Source organism: Niabella sp. CPT15-335-S11 (assembly GCF_058792415.1).
Map to the genome: position 1 here is coordinate 947,142 of NZ_JBYTEI010000002.1, position 17,495 is coordinate 964,636.

Below are 17,495 nucleotides of genomic sequence, written 5' to 3' on the forward strand. Positions count from 1 at the left end.
CCCAACGTTAAGATCTGCCTACCTACGGCCTTAACCTCAGCCTTTACATTAACTTCAGCCTCAACGACCCCAAACCTAAAACCTAAAATCCCTCCGTGCTATATTCCAACGGAGTCCGGCGCTTATCCATTTTGTTTTGTCGTCTTCCTTGCCTTCAATCCGGTAAACACGGTATGCGCCATTTACATCGAAAAAGAGATTTGGGAGGATCTCATAAGAGACCGTCAGTGAGCCAAGCATCGCCCGATTCCTGATCCCGCCGCCGATTGAATACCCATCTTCGGCCACTCGCCCATCGTTGTAATTGCGAAACAGATCACCCCCGAAATTGGGCGAGTCATAAGCAGAATAATAAGAAGCCGTATCCAATCCTTTCAGATAGGAGATCACCATGGCATTCACATAAAGTCTGGGCAGGGGCTGATAATTAGCTATAGCCACAAATTCTCTGAAGTTCGCGCCCAGCGGATGCGCCAGCGGCTGGTTGTAATGCAGGAAATTGTTCTGGGCCCACTTATCGGTGTAGGTAAACGGTCTGACAAAATTACCTTCCACCTGGAGGTCCAGGTTCTTAATAGTAAAAGCATCTGCATATTTTGCACCAACCTGGTAGCCGTGTTTATTTACCCAGGCGCCACCGGAAGAGAATACCTTGCTACCCACAAATTCGTTGATCAGCCATTGCCCGTAAATTTGAAAATATTTTGCAAAATTCGCCTTGGCATCGAGCCCGATGCTGGATTTGGCACTATTACCTGTGTAGGACGAATAGGCGCGGTTAAACATCGCCGGGTTCAGATAACCCACCTGCAAACCCCCGTTCTTGCTGCTGTTGAACATGGTGGATTCAAAGAAACCCACATTCAGCCAGTCCAGCGGCTGCCAGCTCAGGTAATGGAACATCATGTAATTCCTGGGCCTGGTTGAGTCTTTGCTGCCATAGGAATTATCGAACGGCGCAATAGTTTGGGCCGCTACGGATGTAAGCTGTATTTTCCCCGCCTGAACACCCAATTTCAAAAAAGGAAAGGGCGCGCTAAAATCGCTGATAAATAAAGTCCGGTATCCGTTACCGACGAAAAACCGGTCGTGCCCGATCTGGAAATCAATATTGCGGCCTGCATGGAAGGTTACACCTCCCCGCACATCCCAGTAATCATACCCGGTTCCCTTGAAAGATTTATAGTACCCTTTACCCGGTACACTCACATGGCCTGCTGTGTATTGCTGTACATAAACAGGATCCCTTTCCTGATTTTCTGAAAAATACAGGTAATAACCAACCCGCTGATCTATCTGACCGCGAAAACGTATTCCCCGGGTATTCACAAACGTATTCTCGCCGGTGGCCCTGCCAAGTTCAAAATTGATGACGGGGTCGATGATCAGACTGTAGTCTTGCCGCTTATCAACGGCAAATAGATGGGCAGGATTCCTGAAAAATGCGCCCAGGATAGGTTTGCGCTGAAATGAATCCGCGTAGTTCAGCGTCCAGTCGCTGTTATTCATCAGCATACTCCGGATATTATGCAGATCCACCCGCGACAGTACGCCCGGCAGTTCGCCCGACTGATAAAGACCATTGATGCGCTCCACCCTTTCAGTCGCTCTTTTTCTGCCAAACGGCCTGACTGTGGTAAATTGCAACACGGAATCACCACGCAATTTAATATCCAGGCGGTTCAACAGAAGATTCTGCTTGTCGCTTAATTCAATCGGATCTGTTTGCGCCATTGTTTGTAACATTGTAAACAATAAAGCGGCCAACAGGCAACTGGTTTTAGTGCTCTTATACATAGAATTTCAATAAGTAATCAGAATATGGATAATTTTCTTATCAAAAATATACAGATTGTGAACGAAGGCCAAACTTTGGCCGGAGACATTTACTTGCGTGGCGAAAAAATCGCAAAAATTGCGCCAAGCATTCAGGTGCAGGAAAACCACCAGGAGATTGATGGCACCGGAAAGTTCCTGCTGCCCGGTGTTATCGATGATCAGGTTCATTTCCGGGAGCCCGGCCTGACCTATAAAGCAACAATCGCCACCGAAAGCAGGGCCGCTGTTGCGGGAGGTATCACGAGTTTTATGGAAATGCCTAACACCCTGCCCCCGGCCGATACGATGGAACGCCTGGAACAGAAATATGAGATAGCCGCCCGGACTTCTATCGCCAATTATTCGTTTTATATGGGGACCCGTAATGATGACGCAGGCGATGCACTCCAGGCCAATTTGTACAAAGACAGGATCTGCGGGATCAAAATATTCATGGGAAGCAGCACCGGGAACCTTCTGGTGGAAAATCCGGCCGTGCTGGAGTCACTCTTCCGGGATAGTGAATTGCTGATTGCTACACACTGCGAAGATGAGCGCACCATCCGGAATAACCTTGAAAAAGCACTGCAGGAAAACAGAACGCTAACCGCCGCCGACCATCCCCGGATCAGAGATGAGAATGCCTGTTTCATTTCCTCCAGCTATGCCGTTCAGCTCGCCAAAAAATTTCATACCAGGCTGCACATATTGCATATCAGTACAGAGAAAGAGTTACAATTGTTTTCCAATACACTGCCGCTAAAAGAAAAGAGAATTACCGCAGAGGTCTGTGTACACCATCTTCATTTTACCGCCGACGATTACCCCAACCTGGGTAATTTGATTAAATGTAACCCAGCCATTAAGGCCCCTGCAAACAGAGAAGCGCTTTGGAAAGCATTATTGGATGACGGACTGGACGTCATCGCCACAGACCATGCCCCGCATACCCTGGCAGAGAAAACCGGCCCCTACCTGGAAGCCCATGCAGGCTTACCGTTGGTGCAACATGCCCTGCCGTTGATGTTATATTATCACCAGGAAGGGAAAATATCACTTCCGAAAATTGCTGAGAAAATGAGTCATGCTGTAGCCGATTGTTTTGGTATCCAGAACAGGGGCTATATCCGGGAAGGATACTTCGCGGACCTGGTCATGGTAGGCACCGAAAACCCATTTGAAGTAACAAAAGAAAATATCCTCTATAAGTGCGGTTGGAGCCCATTTGAAAAAGCAGGCAAAGACAATGGTCCATTCCACTTTCCAGCCAGCATTACCCATACTTTTGTAAACGGGCACCTGGTTTATGGAAACGGGGTATGGGATGAGTCTTACAGGGGACAAAGACTCCTTTTTGACCGGGATTGATCCAAAGGATTCGCCAGTCAGGAAAACTAATAAGCCGGCTATATGCAAATCGATAACATTTCCTACGCTGATCTCTCCATCTTTCATACCGAGGTGGAGTATTCCATTTTTCATAAGCTGAATTTCACGAAAACGGCTGGTGGCAGGGGATGGCTGAAATATTATTTTTCAAATCCTTTTCATGAAATCAAAGAGATTAAAGCCACACAGGCTATACTCAGTAAGATGGTCGAACGCGTTGATGAATGGCCGTCAGACATAACCAACGGGACCATAGTGGTGATGGAGAAATTCTTCGACTACGCACTGGATACCATCAGCCCCCGGCCATCTCCGATTGACTCTTTTTTTTACAGAGTCTTCCACAGCGAAGACTACGCGATGATCAGGTTCTCAGTGAAACATTTTGCAGATTTTCTCAGGGGTATCAAGAAAATTGCAGAGATTCTGTCAGACCCTGATCTGCCCGTCCTGGCCAGAGTCCAGCTGGACCGGGTGGAACAGTTGCTCAAGCACGAAACCTTCCGGTTATTATCCGAAATTCCGAAGGAAGGCCAATTATCCATTACCAGGAACCTGTATTTTGCCTCACAGGTCAGGGGCCCCCAGGTCGAGAAACTCCGGGAGCTCATGAATATTTATTTCAGATTGGATGCCTGGTATTCGATGGCAGTTGCCGTTAAAAAATTTAATCTTTCGTTCCCCGAATTTGAAGCCCAGGAAAGTCCTTTCATCAAAGCTAAAGGGCTATACCATTTGTTGTTGCCTGATCCCGTGCCTTACGACCTTGAGATGAACCCCGACCATCATTTTATTTTCCTGACCGGAGCGAATATGGCGGGCAAAAGTACGCTGATCAAATCGCTGGGTGGTGCAGTCTTCCTGGCTCACCTGGGTATGGGCGTCCCCGCGAAAGCTATGCGGCTTACCGTTTTTGACGGACTGATCACCAACATAAACGTGGTTGATAATATTGCGAAAGGCGAGAGCTTCTTTTTTAATGAAGTCCAGCGTGTCAGGAACACGATAGAAAAGATAAGAGATCAGAAGAAATGGCTGGTATTGATTGATGAATTATTCAAAGGCACCAACATCCAGGACGCTATGAAGTGCTCCCTCACTGTAATCAGGGGCTTAGTAAAAGTAACCCATTCGTTGTTTGTCCTTTCTACCCATTTGTATGAAATTGGTGAAGAGCTCGTCCTGGAGCCCACGATAACCTTTCGTCAATTTGAAACCCGGATCACAAATGGGGCGCTTGAATTCAGCTACCAGCTTAAAGAAGGCATTAGTAAGGACCGGTTTGGCTACCTGATTCTCAAGAAAGAAGGAGTCGTGGATTTGCTGGATAGCCTGTAGGCGTTCTGCTTAAGCCAAAGGCATCATCCGGGAAAAGTTTAAGTGCTCATTGCGACCTTTCCAAATTAAGAGAAACCCAACTTAGGAAGGGCTGGAAGCGGCGCCGGAATAATGAGCCGCGGCAGGGAACAAAAAAACTGAAGCAGGTTTTTATTTTTTAGAAATCCAGCGTTTCAATATTGGCATCGTTCAATAGGATCATGGCCAGACGTTCATGGTTTTTTTCAGCGCCGCTGATCTGCCAGTTTCCCGTCCAGCTATTCCGATCCTTATACTGGTTAAGTCTGATATACCGAAGGTGGTGAGATTTAAACATTTTTTCATAGTGCGAATATTGTTCAAGCGTATTCAGGCAACTGATCTTGTAATTACGTACCGTACTCTTCTTTTCCAGGAACTTTTCCAAATACACTAAAAGCCAGAGAATGATCAGCACGGCCACGGCGCCCAGGATGGCTATATCAACATAACCCGCACCCACACTCATTCCCAGGGAAGCAGTGATCCAGATAGCAGATGCTGTGGTAATGCCGCTGATCCGGTTCTCGGCCCTGAAAATCACACCGGCGCCCAGGAAACCAATACCCGTGACAATGTTTGACGCGATCCTGTCTGGGCTTTCAATCCCAATTTTAATAGAAAGAATAGTAAAGAGGCAGGAGCCCGCAGAGACGAGCATCAGGGTTCTTAATCCGGCGGACTTGTGCCGGTATTGGCGCTCGCTCCCGATGACCACGCCAATCAACAGCGAAATGCCCAGAAGCCAAAACTCATGTAAGGGAAAATCACTCATAAAATAACCGTTATTTATCACAACTGAAGATAGATATTAATACGCAGTTCCCGAATCTTATTATCTTCATCCGATAAAAAACCCTTTAAAAAATATTTGTTACTTTACCACCAATTTAAAGCAGGCTGTGATCCTGCATCCTCTCGCAGGGGACAAAGTAAAACACACAGATGAGAAAACAACTGGGCCTATTTGACCTTACGATGATCGTAGTGAGTTTCGTGATCGGAATGGGCATTTTCCGGACACCGGTGAATGTTGCCGCAGCAGTCCCCAACCAGTTTCTGTTTTACCTGACCTGGCTGGCAGGCGGACTGGTCGCGCTCTGCGGAGCCCTGACCTACGCGGAAATCGGATCGAGGCTGCCTGCAACCGGCGGCTATTACAAAGTGTTTGCCTATGCATATCACCCATCCATTGGCTTCGCGATTAATTGTATCATCCTCGTCAGTAATGCCGCTTCACTTGGCGCCGTGGCCCTTGTCGGCAGCGAATATATCGTTGGTGTTTGGATGCCGATGGTTGGCAACGCATCCTGGCTGGCAGTGCCGGGGAATTTGACTTATGTGAAAACTGTACAGATAATAGTGGCCATCGTAGCTATCTTTATTTTCTACCTGGTCAATATGCTTGGCTTACGGATGAGTTCGCGCACACAAAATGTACTGATGGTGATTAAGATTACCCTGATCGTACTGCTGATCTCACCCTTGTTTTTTTCGTCTCATGCAACCGAACTGCCTGCAGCGAGACTGACAACGATCGCCAACCCCACCCTCCGGGAATATATAAAAGCTTTTGGCATCGGCCTGGTTGCAGTCAGTTTTACTTTCGGCGGCTACCAACAAACTATCAATTTTGGGGAAGAGATCCGTAACCCCAACCGGACCCTGCCCAGAGGTATCCTCCTGGGTATCGCCCTCATTTTGCTTTTGTACATGCTGATCAATTACGCCTACGTAAAGGTCATCGGTTTTGAGGAGCTCAAGACGAGTCGTAACATTGCGGCCATCATGGCCTCCAGGATTTTCGGGCCCGGTACAGAAACGGTCTTATCCATCTTTCTTTTTCTTGGCGTACTAGCTTATATCAACGGTTCGCTGATGAGCAACCCCAGGGTGATGTATGCGATGGGAAAAGATGGTGTGCTCCCGGCGTTCGTGACCCGGAAAAACAGGTTCGGTACCCTGAATATTGCACTGACCATCTTTGCATTGCTCGGCGCCCTGATCGTGTTTTGGGCGGAAGAGTTCGATGTGATCCTCAGCTTCACTATCTTTCTGGATTGCTTCGGCATGGCGCTATCAGCCGGATCGATTTTTGTGATTCGCAGAAAGACGGCGAACCTGGACAATAGCGGCATCTTCAAGATGAGATGGTATCCGCTGGTGCCCATAGTTTTTATCCTGGCATACGCCTTTGTGGCGGTTAGCATAGCGCTTGACTATAAAAAAAATAATTATGCCGCACTCATTGGATTAATAGTCCTGGCGGCTTTTATATTGATTTATTATTTATTTTATCACCGGAAAAATAAAAATCCTAAGGAGACCGAACATGAACCTGTCTAAGATCATCAATGAAACGGGAGAAGATCGCGAGCACTATTTCAACGCTGTGAGTCCGCCCATCATGCAGGCCAGCAATTTTGCATTCGAATCAGTAGACGATCTTTCAAAAGCGTTTGCTGATGAAATGGGCACCTATATATACAGCCGCGGACTCAACCCAACCGTCGATATCCTGCGTAAGAAGCTGGCAGCGCTCGATGGCGCAGAAGACGCGCTGGTCTTCAACAACGGGGCAGCCGCGACTTTCGCCGGCGTACTGGCTAATGTAAAGGCCGGAGACCATGTCGTTAGTGTAGAACACCCCTACTCCTGGACTAAGAAAATGTTTGATGTGATCCTGCCCCGGTTTGGCGTAGAAACGACCTATGTTAAGGGCGAAACCCTGGGCGATTGGCAGACAGCCACAAAGCCGAATACAGTTCTATTCTACCTGGAATCGCCCAATAGCTGGAGCTATGCCCTGCAACCGTTGAAAGAAATTGCGGCATGGGCCAGGGAAAAAAATATTGTGACCATCATTGACAATACTTATTGCACGCCCATTTATCAACCTGTTATAGAACTGGGTATTGATATCGCCATGCAAACGGCTACCAAATATATCGGCGGGCACAGCGACACGCTCGGAGGCGTGCTATCAGGAAGTCATGAAATGATGAGGAAAATTTTCGACAGTGAGTTCCTGACCATCGGAAGCGGCATTCAACCTTTCAATGCATGGCTGTTACTGAGGGGTCTGCGGACGCTGCCAGCCCGACTTGAACGTATCCGCAATACTACCGAGGTGATTGTCAATTACCTCGCAAATCATCCCCAAATAGAGAAAATTCTCTTTCCTTTTCACGAAAGTTTCCCGCAGTTTGAACTCGCGAAGCAACAAATGAAAGCAGCCCTGGGCCTGATCACTATCGTCCTTAAAGATGACCGCCGCGAAAGCATTGTAAAGTTCTGCGAGAGCCTCAACAGCTTTCTAATGGCCGTAAGCTGGGGAGGTCATGAATCGCTCGTCCTGCCCCGGTGTGCCGGCATACGACCCGGCAGATATGATCCGCAGACAGAAAACCACCGGTGGATCAGGTTGTATATTGGACTGGAAGAACCTTCATATCTGATAGACGATCTTGAACAGGCTTTCGGCAAAATTGGAAAATGACGACATCCGGATACGGTATTCGGTGGATAACTTTCTGTTCAGTTGAATTACGCCGGGGATTTGAAAAGTTATCTGCGGAACTATTCGTGCGGGCACTATCTTTAAAGATACGATTATTCAATCACTCTTCCAAATACTTATTTCCTCACGGGCGGGTGAATATTTGCTTCATTCAAAATCGAATAAATCCAATATCATTTCCCGGGGTTCACGGGAGCTAATGGCAGCCAAACACTGAACTCGCTCCCTACGCCATATTCGCTTTGAACATTAATAGTTCCGCCCTGGGATTCAATCAGTTCTTTGCTGATGGCAAGTCCCAGACCGGTGCCTTCGCGCTTACTTCCCGGCACACGATAATACCTGTCGAATATCCGTCCCAGATACTGCGGTGCAATTCCCTGGCCGCTATCTGTCACACTAAACACGATCCGCCCTTTATCTTCTTCGAAACCAACCCGGATATGTACTTCAGCGTTTTCATAGGAATACCGGATCGCGTTCGAAATGATATTGCTCAACACCCATGAGGTTTTGTCTGCATCTGCCAGGATCGCGGGCAACACCCCAGGAGTCAGAACGTCCAGTCGAACTCCTTTTGACTCTGCCTGCGTTCTGTTGGTATTCACAGCCTTGCGCAGCACTTCTTCCGGATCCACCGGCACTATTTCCAACTGGATCTTTCCGCTCTCCAACTGGGTCAGGTTGAGTAGTTCAGAAGTGATAGTCAGCAGCCTGGATGCGTCCTCACGGATACTTTCCAGCAAGTCCTTCTGCTCGGGATTGAGGGGACCAACCTGTTCATTTCCGAGAAGCTGCGTGCTCATATTTATCGAAGAAATGGGTGTTTTCAACTCGTGAGAAACCGATGCCACAAATTTGGTCTTCGCAAAATCCAGCTCTTTATAAGGCGTGATGTTTTTCAGGAATATAACATCGCCGATGTGCTTTTCTTCTTTCTCACCGGTCGGAATAATTTTAATGGGGATTATTTCTTTTTGAAAATAGCTTTCTTTTTGATCCGCATATATTTTCAGGGGTTCGGTCGACTTCTCCGCCACAAACAAATCTTTGATCAGCATCCTGATCAGGTCATTGTTCAACGCGATATCCTGGGCCTGACGACCGAGAACATCTCGAGATTTCAATCCGGAGACCTGCAACGCCTCATCGTTGATAAACAGGATACGCTTATGTTCATCCAATCCGATAATCGGCTCGTGGATATTATTGATCAGGGTTTCGATACGCTTTTTCTCTGTCATCAGTATCGACATGCTGCTGTTATTGTATTCAAGCAATTTTTCCGCCATCGTATTGAACGCGTCGGCCATTTCACCAAACTCGTCATAGCGGTGAAAATGAACCCGCTCTTCATAGTTCTTCGCAGCAATCCGTTTAATGCTTTCCGTAAGCTCTTTAATTGGATTTGCGATATTGCCGGGGAAATTTACCAGCATAACAAAAGAGATCAAAAAGCAAAGTGTTCCCGCGACGGAGATCCAGGTGATCGCTTTATCTGCGGTATCCGTTGCCAGATCGCTTTTCCGTTGAATCGCCTTCATGTTCAGCAACATTACATCGCCAAGGTCCCGTCTAACAATTTTGTACAGCGACTCATCCCCGGGAGCTGATCTCAGTCGCCGGTAATCCGCAGCCAACTTTTCTGTCACCAGCTTCTCGCCGGCTTCGGTTACATTATCCTGTTGTTTTTTCAGGTTCAGTTCAAAAACCCTGGCTACTTCCGGGTTTATGATATCCTCATCCAGGTTCAGGTACATTTCCCGGCAGTAGGCCACTGAATTGTAATTAGCGGCCAGTATATTCCGGGTGTCGGTTGAGAGTTTATTGATATACTCCAATGATAGTACAGCCATCAATAAAACCAGCACAAAAAGTGCTCCCAGGCCGGTAACCAATTTCCCTTTGATTTTCATGTGTTTTTTTAACTCAGTATGACCAGGTCGATATTACTATCGCTTAATTTTTTCAGCAGGTTCTTAAAGACATTCGTCGCGCCGATAATCTGCATCAGACTCAAATGTGGTTTACCAATACAAATTGTCGTGATCTTTCTTTCTTCGGCCTGTTGTACAATGGCCGCTGATACTTTCTCTGCCCTGACTTTAATAATTTCGGCGCCTAATTCCGTAGCTAGTTGAAAGTGGTGGATCAGGTGCCTTTGTTTATCCAGCGGTATCCGATCGGGATTCTCATCGGGCGTTTCCACGTACAACACAAACCACCTGCTGTAATAATAATTGGCCAGCCTGGCCGTTTTCCGGATAACGTTTTTTGCTGTGATCTCATTACTGCTGATGCATGCTAAAAAACGCTCCTGGCGGACGGCCTGTTTGATGACTTCGGTATCGACTTTACGTTCTACCGCAGAAGTAACCTCTTTCAGGGCTAGTTCTCTGAGCTGAAGGATATTTTCATTCCTGAAGAAATTATTCAGTGCCATCTGAACCTTATCAGCCCTGTAAATCTTTCCTTCCTTCAGCCGGGAGATCAGTTCATCGGCAGGCAGATCGATATTCACCACCTCATCGGCCAGGCTCACCACCTGGTCCGGAATGCGTTCGGTTACTTCAATGCCTGTAATTTTTTTCACCTCGTCGTTCAGGCTTTCAATATGTTGAATATTGACGGCTGATATCACATTGATACCGGCTTCCAGGATGTCCATTACATCCTGCCAGCGTTTCTGGTTCCGGCTTCCTTCAATATTAGTATGGGCCAGCTCGTCTACGAGTACTACTTCGGGTCTTAAACTGATAATGGCATCTGTGTCCATTTCCTCGAGTTCTTTCCCTTTGTAAAAAAGCCTGCGCCTGGGAATCTCAGGCAACCCGTCCATCAGCGCCTGCGTTTCTTCTCTGCCATGCGTTTCAATGAAACCGATCTTTACATCAATGCCATTGCGCAGCAGCGAATGAGCTTCCTGCAGCATCCGGTATGTTTTTCCCACACCGGCAATCATGCCAATATATACTTTGAATTTTCCCTTCCTTGACTTTTGAATCAGGTCAAGAAAATGCTGAACATTTTCATTGATTTCGTTTGTTACCATCTGCCTGATATTAAAACGGGCTTCTGATCTGATATAAATAAAAATAATCAGGTAAAGTTACCAATTAATCGGACCTTGTATTATTATCTTTATTTCATCCGTGCATTTTTATTTCACAGCCTTGGGCGGCTAATGATTGTGCCGGCGGGACTTCACTTACACATCCTCTCGTGTGAGAAAAATTGATCAAACTTCATTTCATGCAGTTCCCCGGCGCCCGAATAACTTTTACAGGGGGGCATTAGATCATCATTTTAATTCATCCAGTGCAATATTAAGTTTGAGCACATTCACTTTTTCCGGCCCCAGGAGCGGGTTATTCCTGACATGATTGATTATATCCAGCAAAGCGGATTCCTTCAGTTGTCGCAACCTTGCAATTCGCCTGACTTGTGTACGGGCCGCCTGAACGGTTATATCCGGATCCAGTCCGCTCCCACTGGCTGTTACCATATCAACTGGAACCTGCTCTCCCGGGTTCCTGGCTTTGAAATCATTTACTCTTGCTCGCACCGTTTTCAAATAATCCGGGTCCGATGGTCCTTTGTTACTTCCACCACTTCCCGCGGCATTATAATTTACCGCTGAAGGACGGCTGTTAAAATAGATATCCTTGTCAAACCGCTGACCGATATTAGCATAGTATGACCTGCCGTTTTTGTCACTTACTTTTTCCCCCTCCCCATGCCCGGATGCAAACCAGGCCAATCCCAGTACTATCAACGTATAGATTCCGCCACATATGATCAACAGGTAAAAGCTAAGCCTTAGGGCTGAAAAAAAACTTTGTTTCATTATAATCTTTAATTCATTTATCAAAAGAAATTAGACACGATCAAATCTATTATTTTGATCCCCGCAAATGGCGCTATCAATCCGCCAAGCCCGTATAGCAGCAGGTTTCGACGCAACAGCGCACTGGCGCCCACGGGCCGGTAAGCCACCCCTTTCAGTGCCAGTGGTATCAGCAACGGTATGATGATCGCATTGAAGATGATAGCCGAAAGAATAGCGCTCTCCGGACTGTGAAGCTGCATAATATTCAACTGGCGCAGCGCAGGAATAGCCACAATAAACAGAGCGGGAATGATGGCGAAGTATTTTGCCACATCGTTCGCAATGCTGAAGGTGGTCAGTGTGCCCCGGGTCATCAGCAACTGCTTGCCAATTTCAACGACTTCAATGAGTTTGGTCGGATCATTATCCAGGTCCACCATATTTCCTGCTTCCCTCGCAGCCTGGGTCCCGTTGTTCATAGCCACGCCTACATCTGCCTGCGCCAGGGCGGGAGCATCGTTGGTTCCATCTCCCATCATGGCCACTAGCCTGCCGGCTGCCTGTTCTTTTCGTATATAATTCATCTTGTCTTCCGGTCTGGCCTCGGCGATGAAATCATCGACACCCGCCTTGTTTGCAATATATTTTGCGGTCAGGGGATTATCTCCGGTCACCATCACGGTCTTAATTCCCATCTTCCTCAATCGGGCAAACCGTTCCCGGATCCCGGGCTTGATAATATCCTGCAATTCGATGACCCCAAGCACTTTTTCATTTTGGCAAATCACGAGCGGCGTACCGCCGTTACTGGAGATGTTTTTTATTTTATCATCTGTTTCCCGCGGGAAAAGGTTCCCGGCTTTTTCTACCAGATTTTTAATCACATCGGCGGCGCCCTTCCTGATCCGGATGCCTTCGTAATTGATCCCTGAGCTCCGGGTCTCGGCTGAGAACCCTATAAAATGCGGGTTTCTTAATTCAAATGTAGCCGGGTCTATTCCGCCCAGTTCAACGATTGATTTACCTTCAGGGGTTTCATCAGCAATAGAGCTCAGCACGGCTGCCCGGATCAGATCTTTTTCTGCGACACCGCTTGCGGGCCAGAAACCGGTCGCTTTTCGGTTCCCGATCGTAATTGTCCCGGTTTTATCCAGTAACAACACATCAATATCCCCGGCCGTTTCCACGGCTTTCCCGCTTTTGGTGATCACATTGGCACGCAAAGCACGGTCCATCCCGGCGATACCTATCGCACTGAGCAGGCTACCAATGGTCGTGGGTATGAGGCACACAAATAATGCGATTAGAGAGGCAATGGCCAAAGGAATACCGGAAAAAACGCTAATCGGCTCAAGCGTCATCGTAACGATGAGGAATACCAGCGTAAAGCCCGCCAGCAAAATAGTGAGGGCAATTTCGTTAGGTGTCTTTTGCCTGGAAGCGCCTTCAACCAATGCGATCATTTTGTCCAGAAAACTTTCGCCGGGACTGCTGGTCACCCTTACTTTAATTTGGTCGCTCAACACTTTTGTCCCGCCCGTAACCGAACTCCTGTCTCCCCCGGCCTCCCTGATCACGGGGGCACTCTCTCCCGTAATTGCGCTCTCATCAACGGTTGCGAGACCTTCGATGATTTCTCCGTCTGCAGGAACCATATCACCGGCCTCACAAATAAAAATATCTCCTTTCCGGAGTGTGGAAGAAGCAACCAGATGGACTTCATTCAGCGTGATCTCGCCAACCAGTTCCACTTTCTTTGCAGGCGTTTCCTCCCTGGTCTTCCGTAGCGAGTTGGCCTGTGCCCTTCCCCTGGCTTCTGCAATGGCTTCGGCGAAATTGGCAAATATCAGCGTCAAAAATAGGATCGCAGTGACGGTTATGTTATAGGCAAGACTTCCCTGCCCTTTTAAACTTCCCTGCCCTACCAGAATACAAACTGCTATCATGATGAGCGTCCCCACCCAGACTGTAAACATGACCGGATTTTTGACCATTCTGGAAGGAACTAATTTTTTGAGAGATGCACCCAGCGCCTCTAAAACAAGATCCTTCCGGAACAAGCTGGCCTTTTTTCGAATATGTTTTGACATGACATATAATTTAATTTCTAGACAGGGCTCTGTCGTTTTCGATCGATGAATTCACCTCCAACTAACGTACAATTCCGAAGTGTTTTCTTCTTGAATCCTGCCTATTAAAAGTAATACCACCATTTAGTGAGTTTTTATCTAAAATTAAAAATTTCCGCAACCGGACCCAGGGTTAGCGCAGGCAAAAATGAAAGGGCCGTAATGATGATGATAACCGCAAAGACCATAAAACCAAACGTGGGCGTATCGGTGTTAAGCGTGCCCGCAGTTGCAGGTGTGATTTTCTTTTGTGCCAACAATCCCGCGATGGCTACAGGCCCAATGATACCGATATATCTCGACAAAATAAGTACCAGCCCCGTACTGATATTCCACCAGGGTGTATTATTTTGAAGCCCGGCAAAGTTGCTGCCGTTATTAGCTGCGCTCGAAGTATATTCATAAAGCATTTCACTGAATCCGTGAAAGCCCGGACTACCAGGTATTGACGCCGTATGCGCCGCGAAGACCGTTGCCAGCGCGGTGCCCGACAAGATGAGTAGGGGATGGAGAAGAGCAACAATCATGGCTATCTTCATCTCACGCGCTTCCACTTTCCGCCCAAGGAACTCGGGCGTCCTGCCCACCATCAGCCCACTGATAAACACAGCCAGGATAATAAAAATAAAATAGTTGAGTATGCCCACACCCGCTCCACCATAAAAACTGTTTGTCATCATGGCCAGTAACATATTCATCACGCTGAGCGGCATGAAGCTTTCATGCATCGCATTCACCGAGCCGGTTGAAATCACCGTGGTAGCGATACCCCAGTAGGCCGAAGCCGGCGCCCCAAAACGAACTTCTTTCCCTTCCATATTTCCCCCGGTCATATGAACGTCCATTGCCGCCAGATTTGGATTACCTTTTGATTCAGCTATGATCGCCGGTACTACGAGCATCAGGAATCCAACCGTCATCACCGTTAAAATAACGATGCTCATTTTCCTTTTTTTCAGGAAAAATCCAAGCGCAAACACCATGGCAATTGGAATGATCATTTGGGCGACCATTTCAGTCATATTAGTTAAATAATTAACGTTTTCCAGGGGATGGGCCGAATTAGCGCCAAAGAAGCCGCCACCATTTGTTCCGAGGTGTTTGATTGGAACGAAAGCTGCTACCGGACCGGTGGATACAAACGTCGTATCGCCCTGCAGGGTCAGCATCTGCTGTTTGCCGTCAAAGGTCATCGGCGTATGATTCAACAGCAGGATCACAGCAACCACTATACTTAACGGAATCAATATCCGCGTGATACTTTTCAGGAAAAAACGATAGTAATTGCCTGCAGTGCGACCCGCACCTTCCTGTAGCGCATGAAAAATAGTAACCGCGGCTGCCATGCCGGTGGCTGCCGATACAAATTGCAGGAACATCAGATATAGTTGGCTGAAGTAACTCGCGCCCGTTTCCCCACTGTAGTGTTGCAAATCGCAGTTTACCAGAAACGAGATCGTTGTGTTAAACGCCAGGTCGGCCGACTGACCCGCCTGCCCATCCGGATTCAACGGTAACCATCCCTGATTCATCAATATAAACATACCCAGCAAAAACCAAACGAGGTTCATGGTCAACAGGGCAAACAACTGCTCTTTCCAGTTCTGTTCCCTGGACGAATCTATACCAGAAAGCCGGAAGATCAACCGTTCCAGCGGGTTTAAGACAGGGTCCAGGAACGTGGGTTCGTTCCGGTACACTTTCGCCATATAGCGTCCCAGTGGTAAACCCAGAAGAATCGCGGCAACGAACATGGTGATCAGCCCCAAAATTTCTTTGTTCATGTCTAAAATTTTTCCGGCTTCACAAGCACGTAAGCGGTATAAACAAAAACGGCTAATGCTATCACAAATAGTATTGTCATATCTTTTCAAAATAGTTGACCGAAGCATAAAACAGTGCGAAGCAGAGCAGCCCGGTTATGAGTAATAAAATCAACATAATAAACAGATTTACTCCCCCGGCGCCAAATCGCGTACCAGAAGCTTACAATGATCGAAAGCAGCACAAACAGTGCGTTTCAACAGTGGAATGTTGGGAGGGGACGTTGGAGCGCCTATCAATATGATAGACAGGTTTATCAAAATGAAAAGCAATCAGGACAAGCCGTATTCGTCCATTTTCCGATAAAGGGTGGCTACGCCAATTTCCAGCAGCCTGGCGGCTTCTGCCCGGTTACCCCTGGTATGGTTGAGTACTTTCTGAATTTGAAGTTTTTCGGCTGCTGCCAGAGAAAAGGCTGAAAGATTTCCTTTTCCGGTGCTTCTCTTTTCCCGGATTTCGGGAGGAAGATCGGCAACTTCAATAATATGATCACGGCAAAGAATGACACTTCGTTCCATTACATTCTTCAGTTCACGTATATTTCCCGGCCAATCGTAATCAGAAAGCCGGCTGAGCGCCTCCTTGTCAACCGTAATCTCCGCCTTATTGATTTTGGTGGAGAAAAACGAAGCGAAAAACTTAGCATATTCGGGAATGTCGGTGGGTCTGTCCCTTAAAGGAGGCAGATCGATCTGGAAAACAGAAAGCCTGTAGAAGAGATCGCTCCTGAACAATCCGTCTTCAATATCTTTTTTTAAGTTGCGGTTGGTAGCAGCAATGATCCGGACATCGGCTTTTTGCGGCTTCGTATCACCGATCTTTATAAACTCACCCGATTCAAGCACCCGAAGTATTTTTGCCTGGAGACCTGACGGCATCTCCCCGATCTCATCCAGAAAAAGAGTTCCCTGGTGTGCTTCTTCGAGCAGGCCTTTCTGATCTTTAATGGCTCCGGTAAAAGCGCCTGCCCGGTGGCCAAAAAGTTCACCCTCCAGCAAATCCTTGCTGAACGCAGCGCAATTCAACGCAACGAAACTCTTGTGTGCCCGGCTGCCAGCCTGATGAATAGCCTGGGCAAACACTTCCTTCCCCGTTCCGGTCTCCCCTGTCAATAAAACGGTGCTGTCCGTTGCCGCCACTTTCCTGGCCAGTGTCAGGACTTCTTTAATTGCCTGAGATTCTCCGATTACCTGCTCAAAAGAATATTTTTTGCCCAGTTGTTTTTCGAGGTGAAGAACTCGTTTGTTAAGCGTAGCTTTTTCAATGGCTTTATATAATAATGGTATGATACGATTATTATCATCGCCTTTGGTGATATAATCAAACGCCCCGTCTTTAATGGCCTGAACGCCATCCGGAATATTTCCATAGGCAGTCAGGAGGATTATCTCCACTGAGGGATATTTTGACTTGATTCCCTTTGAAAGGGCGAGGCCATTTCCGTCGGGCAACTTGACGTCACATAGTACCACATCGACCTCATGGTGTTCCAATTGCTTCAGTGCGGCTTTGCTTCCGTCTGCCTGCAGGACTTCAAAGCCTTCCAGGCCGATGATACGCGCAAGAAGGTTGCGTATTTTTTCTTCATCATCTATGATCAGAATGACGCGATCCATAAGTCCTGATTATA

Annotated in this window: 13 protein-coding genes; 4 read left to right on the forward strand and 9 right to left on the reverse strand. The window is 47.4% G+C overall.

The window, feature by feature from the left end; translation table 11 throughout:
• Nucleotides 1–75 precede the first annotated feature (75 nt).
• Nucleotides 76–1,746 carry a hypothetical protein gene (locus AC3WS5_RS10330; RefSeq protein ID WP_492467295.1) on the reverse strand — a complete coding sequence of 557 codons (1,671 nt, stop codon included), beginning with the start codon at nucleotides 1,744–1,746 and terminating at the stop codon, nucleotides 76–78.
• A gap of 75 nt (nucleotides 1,747–1,821) precedes the next feature.
• On the opposite strand from AC3WS5_RS10330, the gene AC3WS5_RS10335 reads away from it, so the two are divergent.
• Nucleotides 1,822–3,186 (forward strand): dihydroorotase, encoded by a 1,365-nt coding sequence (locus tag AC3WS5_RS10335; protein ID WP_492467296.1) that lies wholly within the window; start codon nucleotides 1,822–1,824, stop codon nucleotides 3,184–3,186.
• Nucleotides 3,187–3,228: 42 nt separating this feature from the next.
• Nucleotides 3,229–4,545 (forward strand): MutS-related protein, encoded by a 1,317-nt coding sequence (locus AC3WS5_RS10340; protein WP_492467297.1) that lies wholly within the window; start codon nucleotides 3,229–3,231, stop codon nucleotides 4,543–4,545.
• Between the two features lie 157 nt (nucleotides 4,546–4,702).
• Here AC3WS5_RS10340 and AC3WS5_RS10345 read toward each other — a convergent pair whose 3' ends face one another.
• Nucleotides 4,703–5,338 (reverse strand): MgtC/SapB family protein, encoded by a 636-nt coding sequence (locus AC3WS5_RS10345; protein WP_492467298.1) that lies wholly within the window; start codon nucleotides 5,336–5,338, stop codon nucleotides 4,703–4,705.
• Nucleotides 5,339–5,508: 170 nt separating this feature from the next.
• On the opposite strand from AC3WS5_RS10345, the gene AC3WS5_RS10350 reads away from it, so the two are divergent.
• Both AC3WS5_RS10350 and AC3WS5_RS10355 read left to right on the forward strand, forming a co-directional pair.
• Nucleotides 5,509–6,909 carry an APC family permease gene (locus AC3WS5_RS10350; RefSeq protein ID WP_492467299.1) on the forward strand — a complete coding sequence of 467 codons (1,401 nt, stop codon included), beginning with the start codon at nucleotides 5,509–5,511 and terminating at the stop codon, nucleotides 6,907–6,909.
• On the forward strand, nucleotides 6,896–8,062 hold the full coding sequence (locus tag AC3WS5_RS10355; RefSeq protein WP_492467300.1) for a PLP-dependent transferase: 1,167 nt from the start codon (nucleotides 6,896–6,898) through the stop codon (nucleotides 8,060–8,062). The genes AC3WS5_RS10350 and AC3WS5_RS10355 overlap by 14 nt, the downstream gene beginning before the upstream one ends.
• A gap of 194 nt (nucleotides 8,063–8,256) precedes the next feature.
• Here AC3WS5_RS10355 and AC3WS5_RS10360 read toward each other — a convergent pair whose 3' ends face one another.
• From AC3WS5_RS10360 to AC3WS5_RS10390, 7 genes are all read right to left on the reverse strand, one after another.
• Nucleotides 8,257–9,999: a HAMP domain-containing sensor histidine kinase gene (locus AC3WS5_RS10360; protein ID WP_492467301.1), complete on the reverse strand. Its 1,743-nt coding sequence runs from the start codon at nucleotides 9,997–9,999 to the stop codon at nucleotides 8,257–8,259.
• Between the two features lie 8 nt (nucleotides 10,000–10,007).
• Nucleotides 10,008–11,135 (reverse strand): sensor protein KdpD, encoded by a 1,128-nt coding sequence (locus AC3WS5_RS10365; protein WP_492467302.1) that lies wholly within the window; start codon nucleotides 11,133–11,135, stop codon nucleotides 10,008–10,010.
• 249 nt (nucleotides 11,136–11,384) lie between these two features.
• Nucleotides 11,385–11,930, reverse strand: a complete 546-nt coding sequence (locus tag AC3WS5_RS10370) for a potassium-transporting ATPase subunit C (protein ID WP_492467303.1) — start codon at nucleotides 11,928–11,930, stop codon at nucleotides 11,385–11,387.
• Nucleotides 11,931–11,950: 20 nt separating this feature from the next.
• Nucleotides 11,951–14,002, reverse strand: a complete 2,052-nt coding sequence (gene kdpB / locus AC3WS5_RS10375) for a potassium-transporting ATPase subunit KdpB (protein WP_492467304.1) — start codon at nucleotides 14,000–14,002, stop codon at nucleotides 11,951–11,953.
• A 134-nt stretch (nucleotides 14,003–14,136) separates the two neighbouring features.
• A complete protein-coding gene (gene kdpA, locus AC3WS5_RS10380; RefSeq protein ID WP_492467305.1) occupies nucleotides 14,137–15,825 on the reverse strand; it encodes a potassium-transporting ATPase subunit KdpA in 1,689 nt (562 codons plus the stop codon).
• A gap of 2 nt (nucleotides 15,826–15,827) precedes the next feature.
• Nucleotides 15,828–15,905 (reverse strand): potassium-transporting ATPase subunit F, encoded by a 78-nt coding sequence (locus tag AC3WS5_RS10385; RefSeq protein ID WP_492467450.1) that lies wholly within the window; start codon nucleotides 15,903–15,905, stop codon nucleotides 15,828–15,830.
• A gap of 232 nt (nucleotides 15,906–16,137) precedes the next feature.
• Nucleotides 16,138–17,481, reverse strand: a complete 1,344-nt coding sequence (locus AC3WS5_RS10390; RefSeq protein ID WP_492467306.1) for a sigma-54-dependent transcriptional regulator — start codon at nucleotides 17,479–17,481, stop codon at nucleotides 16,138–16,140.
• Nucleotides 17,482–17,495 lie beyond the last annotated feature (14 nt).

Bases quoted from the DNA above. Each gene is read 5' to 3' on its own strand.
- AC3WS5_RS10330 (WP_492467295.1), bottom strand. From the start codon at position 1,746: ATGTTACAAACAATGGCGCAAACAGATCCGATTGAATTAAGCGACAAG.
- AC3WS5_RS10335 (WP_492467296.1), top strand. From the start codon at position 1,822: ATGGATAATTTTCTTATCAAAAATATACAGATTGTGAACGAAGGCCAA.
- AC3WS5_RS10340 (WP_492467297.1), top strand. From the start codon at position 3,229: ATGCAAATCGATAACATTTCCTACGCTGATCTCTCCATCTTTCATACC.
- AC3WS5_RS10345 (WP_492467298.1), bottom strand. From the start codon at position 5,338: ATGAGTGATTTTCCCTTACATGAGTTTTGGCTTCTGGGCATTTCGCTG.
- AC3WS5_RS10350 (WP_492467299.1), top strand. From the start codon at position 5,509: ATGAGAAAACAACTGGGCCTATTTGACCTTACGATGATCGTAGTGAGT.
- AC3WS5_RS10355 (WP_492467300.1), top strand. From the start codon at position 6,896: ATGAACCTGTCTAAGATCATCAATGAAACGGGAGAAGATCGCGAGCAC.
- AC3WS5_RS10360 (WP_492467301.1), bottom strand. From the start codon at position 9,999: ATGAAAATCAAAGGGAAATTGGTTACCGGCCTGGGAGCACTTTTTGTG.
- AC3WS5_RS10365 (WP_492467302.1), bottom strand. From the start codon at position 11,135: ATGGTAACAAACGAAATCAATGAAAATGTTCAGCATTTTCTTGACCTG.
- AC3WS5_RS10370 (WP_492467303.1), bottom strand. From the start codon at position 11,930: ATGAAACAAAGTTTTTTTTCAGCCCTAAGGCTTAGCTTTTACCTGTTG.
- kdpB (WP_492467304.1), bottom strand. From the start codon at position 14,002: ATGTCAAAACATATTCGAAAAAAGGCCAGCTTGTTCCGGAAGGATCTT.
- kdpA (WP_492467305.1), bottom strand. From the start codon at position 15,825: ATGAACAAAGAAATTTTGGGGCTGATCACCATGTTCGTTGCCGCGATT.
- AC3WS5_RS10385 (WP_492467450.1), bottom strand. From the start codon at position 15,905: ATGACAATACTATTTGTGATAGCATTAGCCGTTTTTGTTTATACCGCT.
- AC3WS5_RS10390 (WP_492467306.1), bottom strand. From the start codon at position 17,481: ATGGATCGCGTCATTCTGATCATAGATGATGAAGAAAAAATACGCAAC.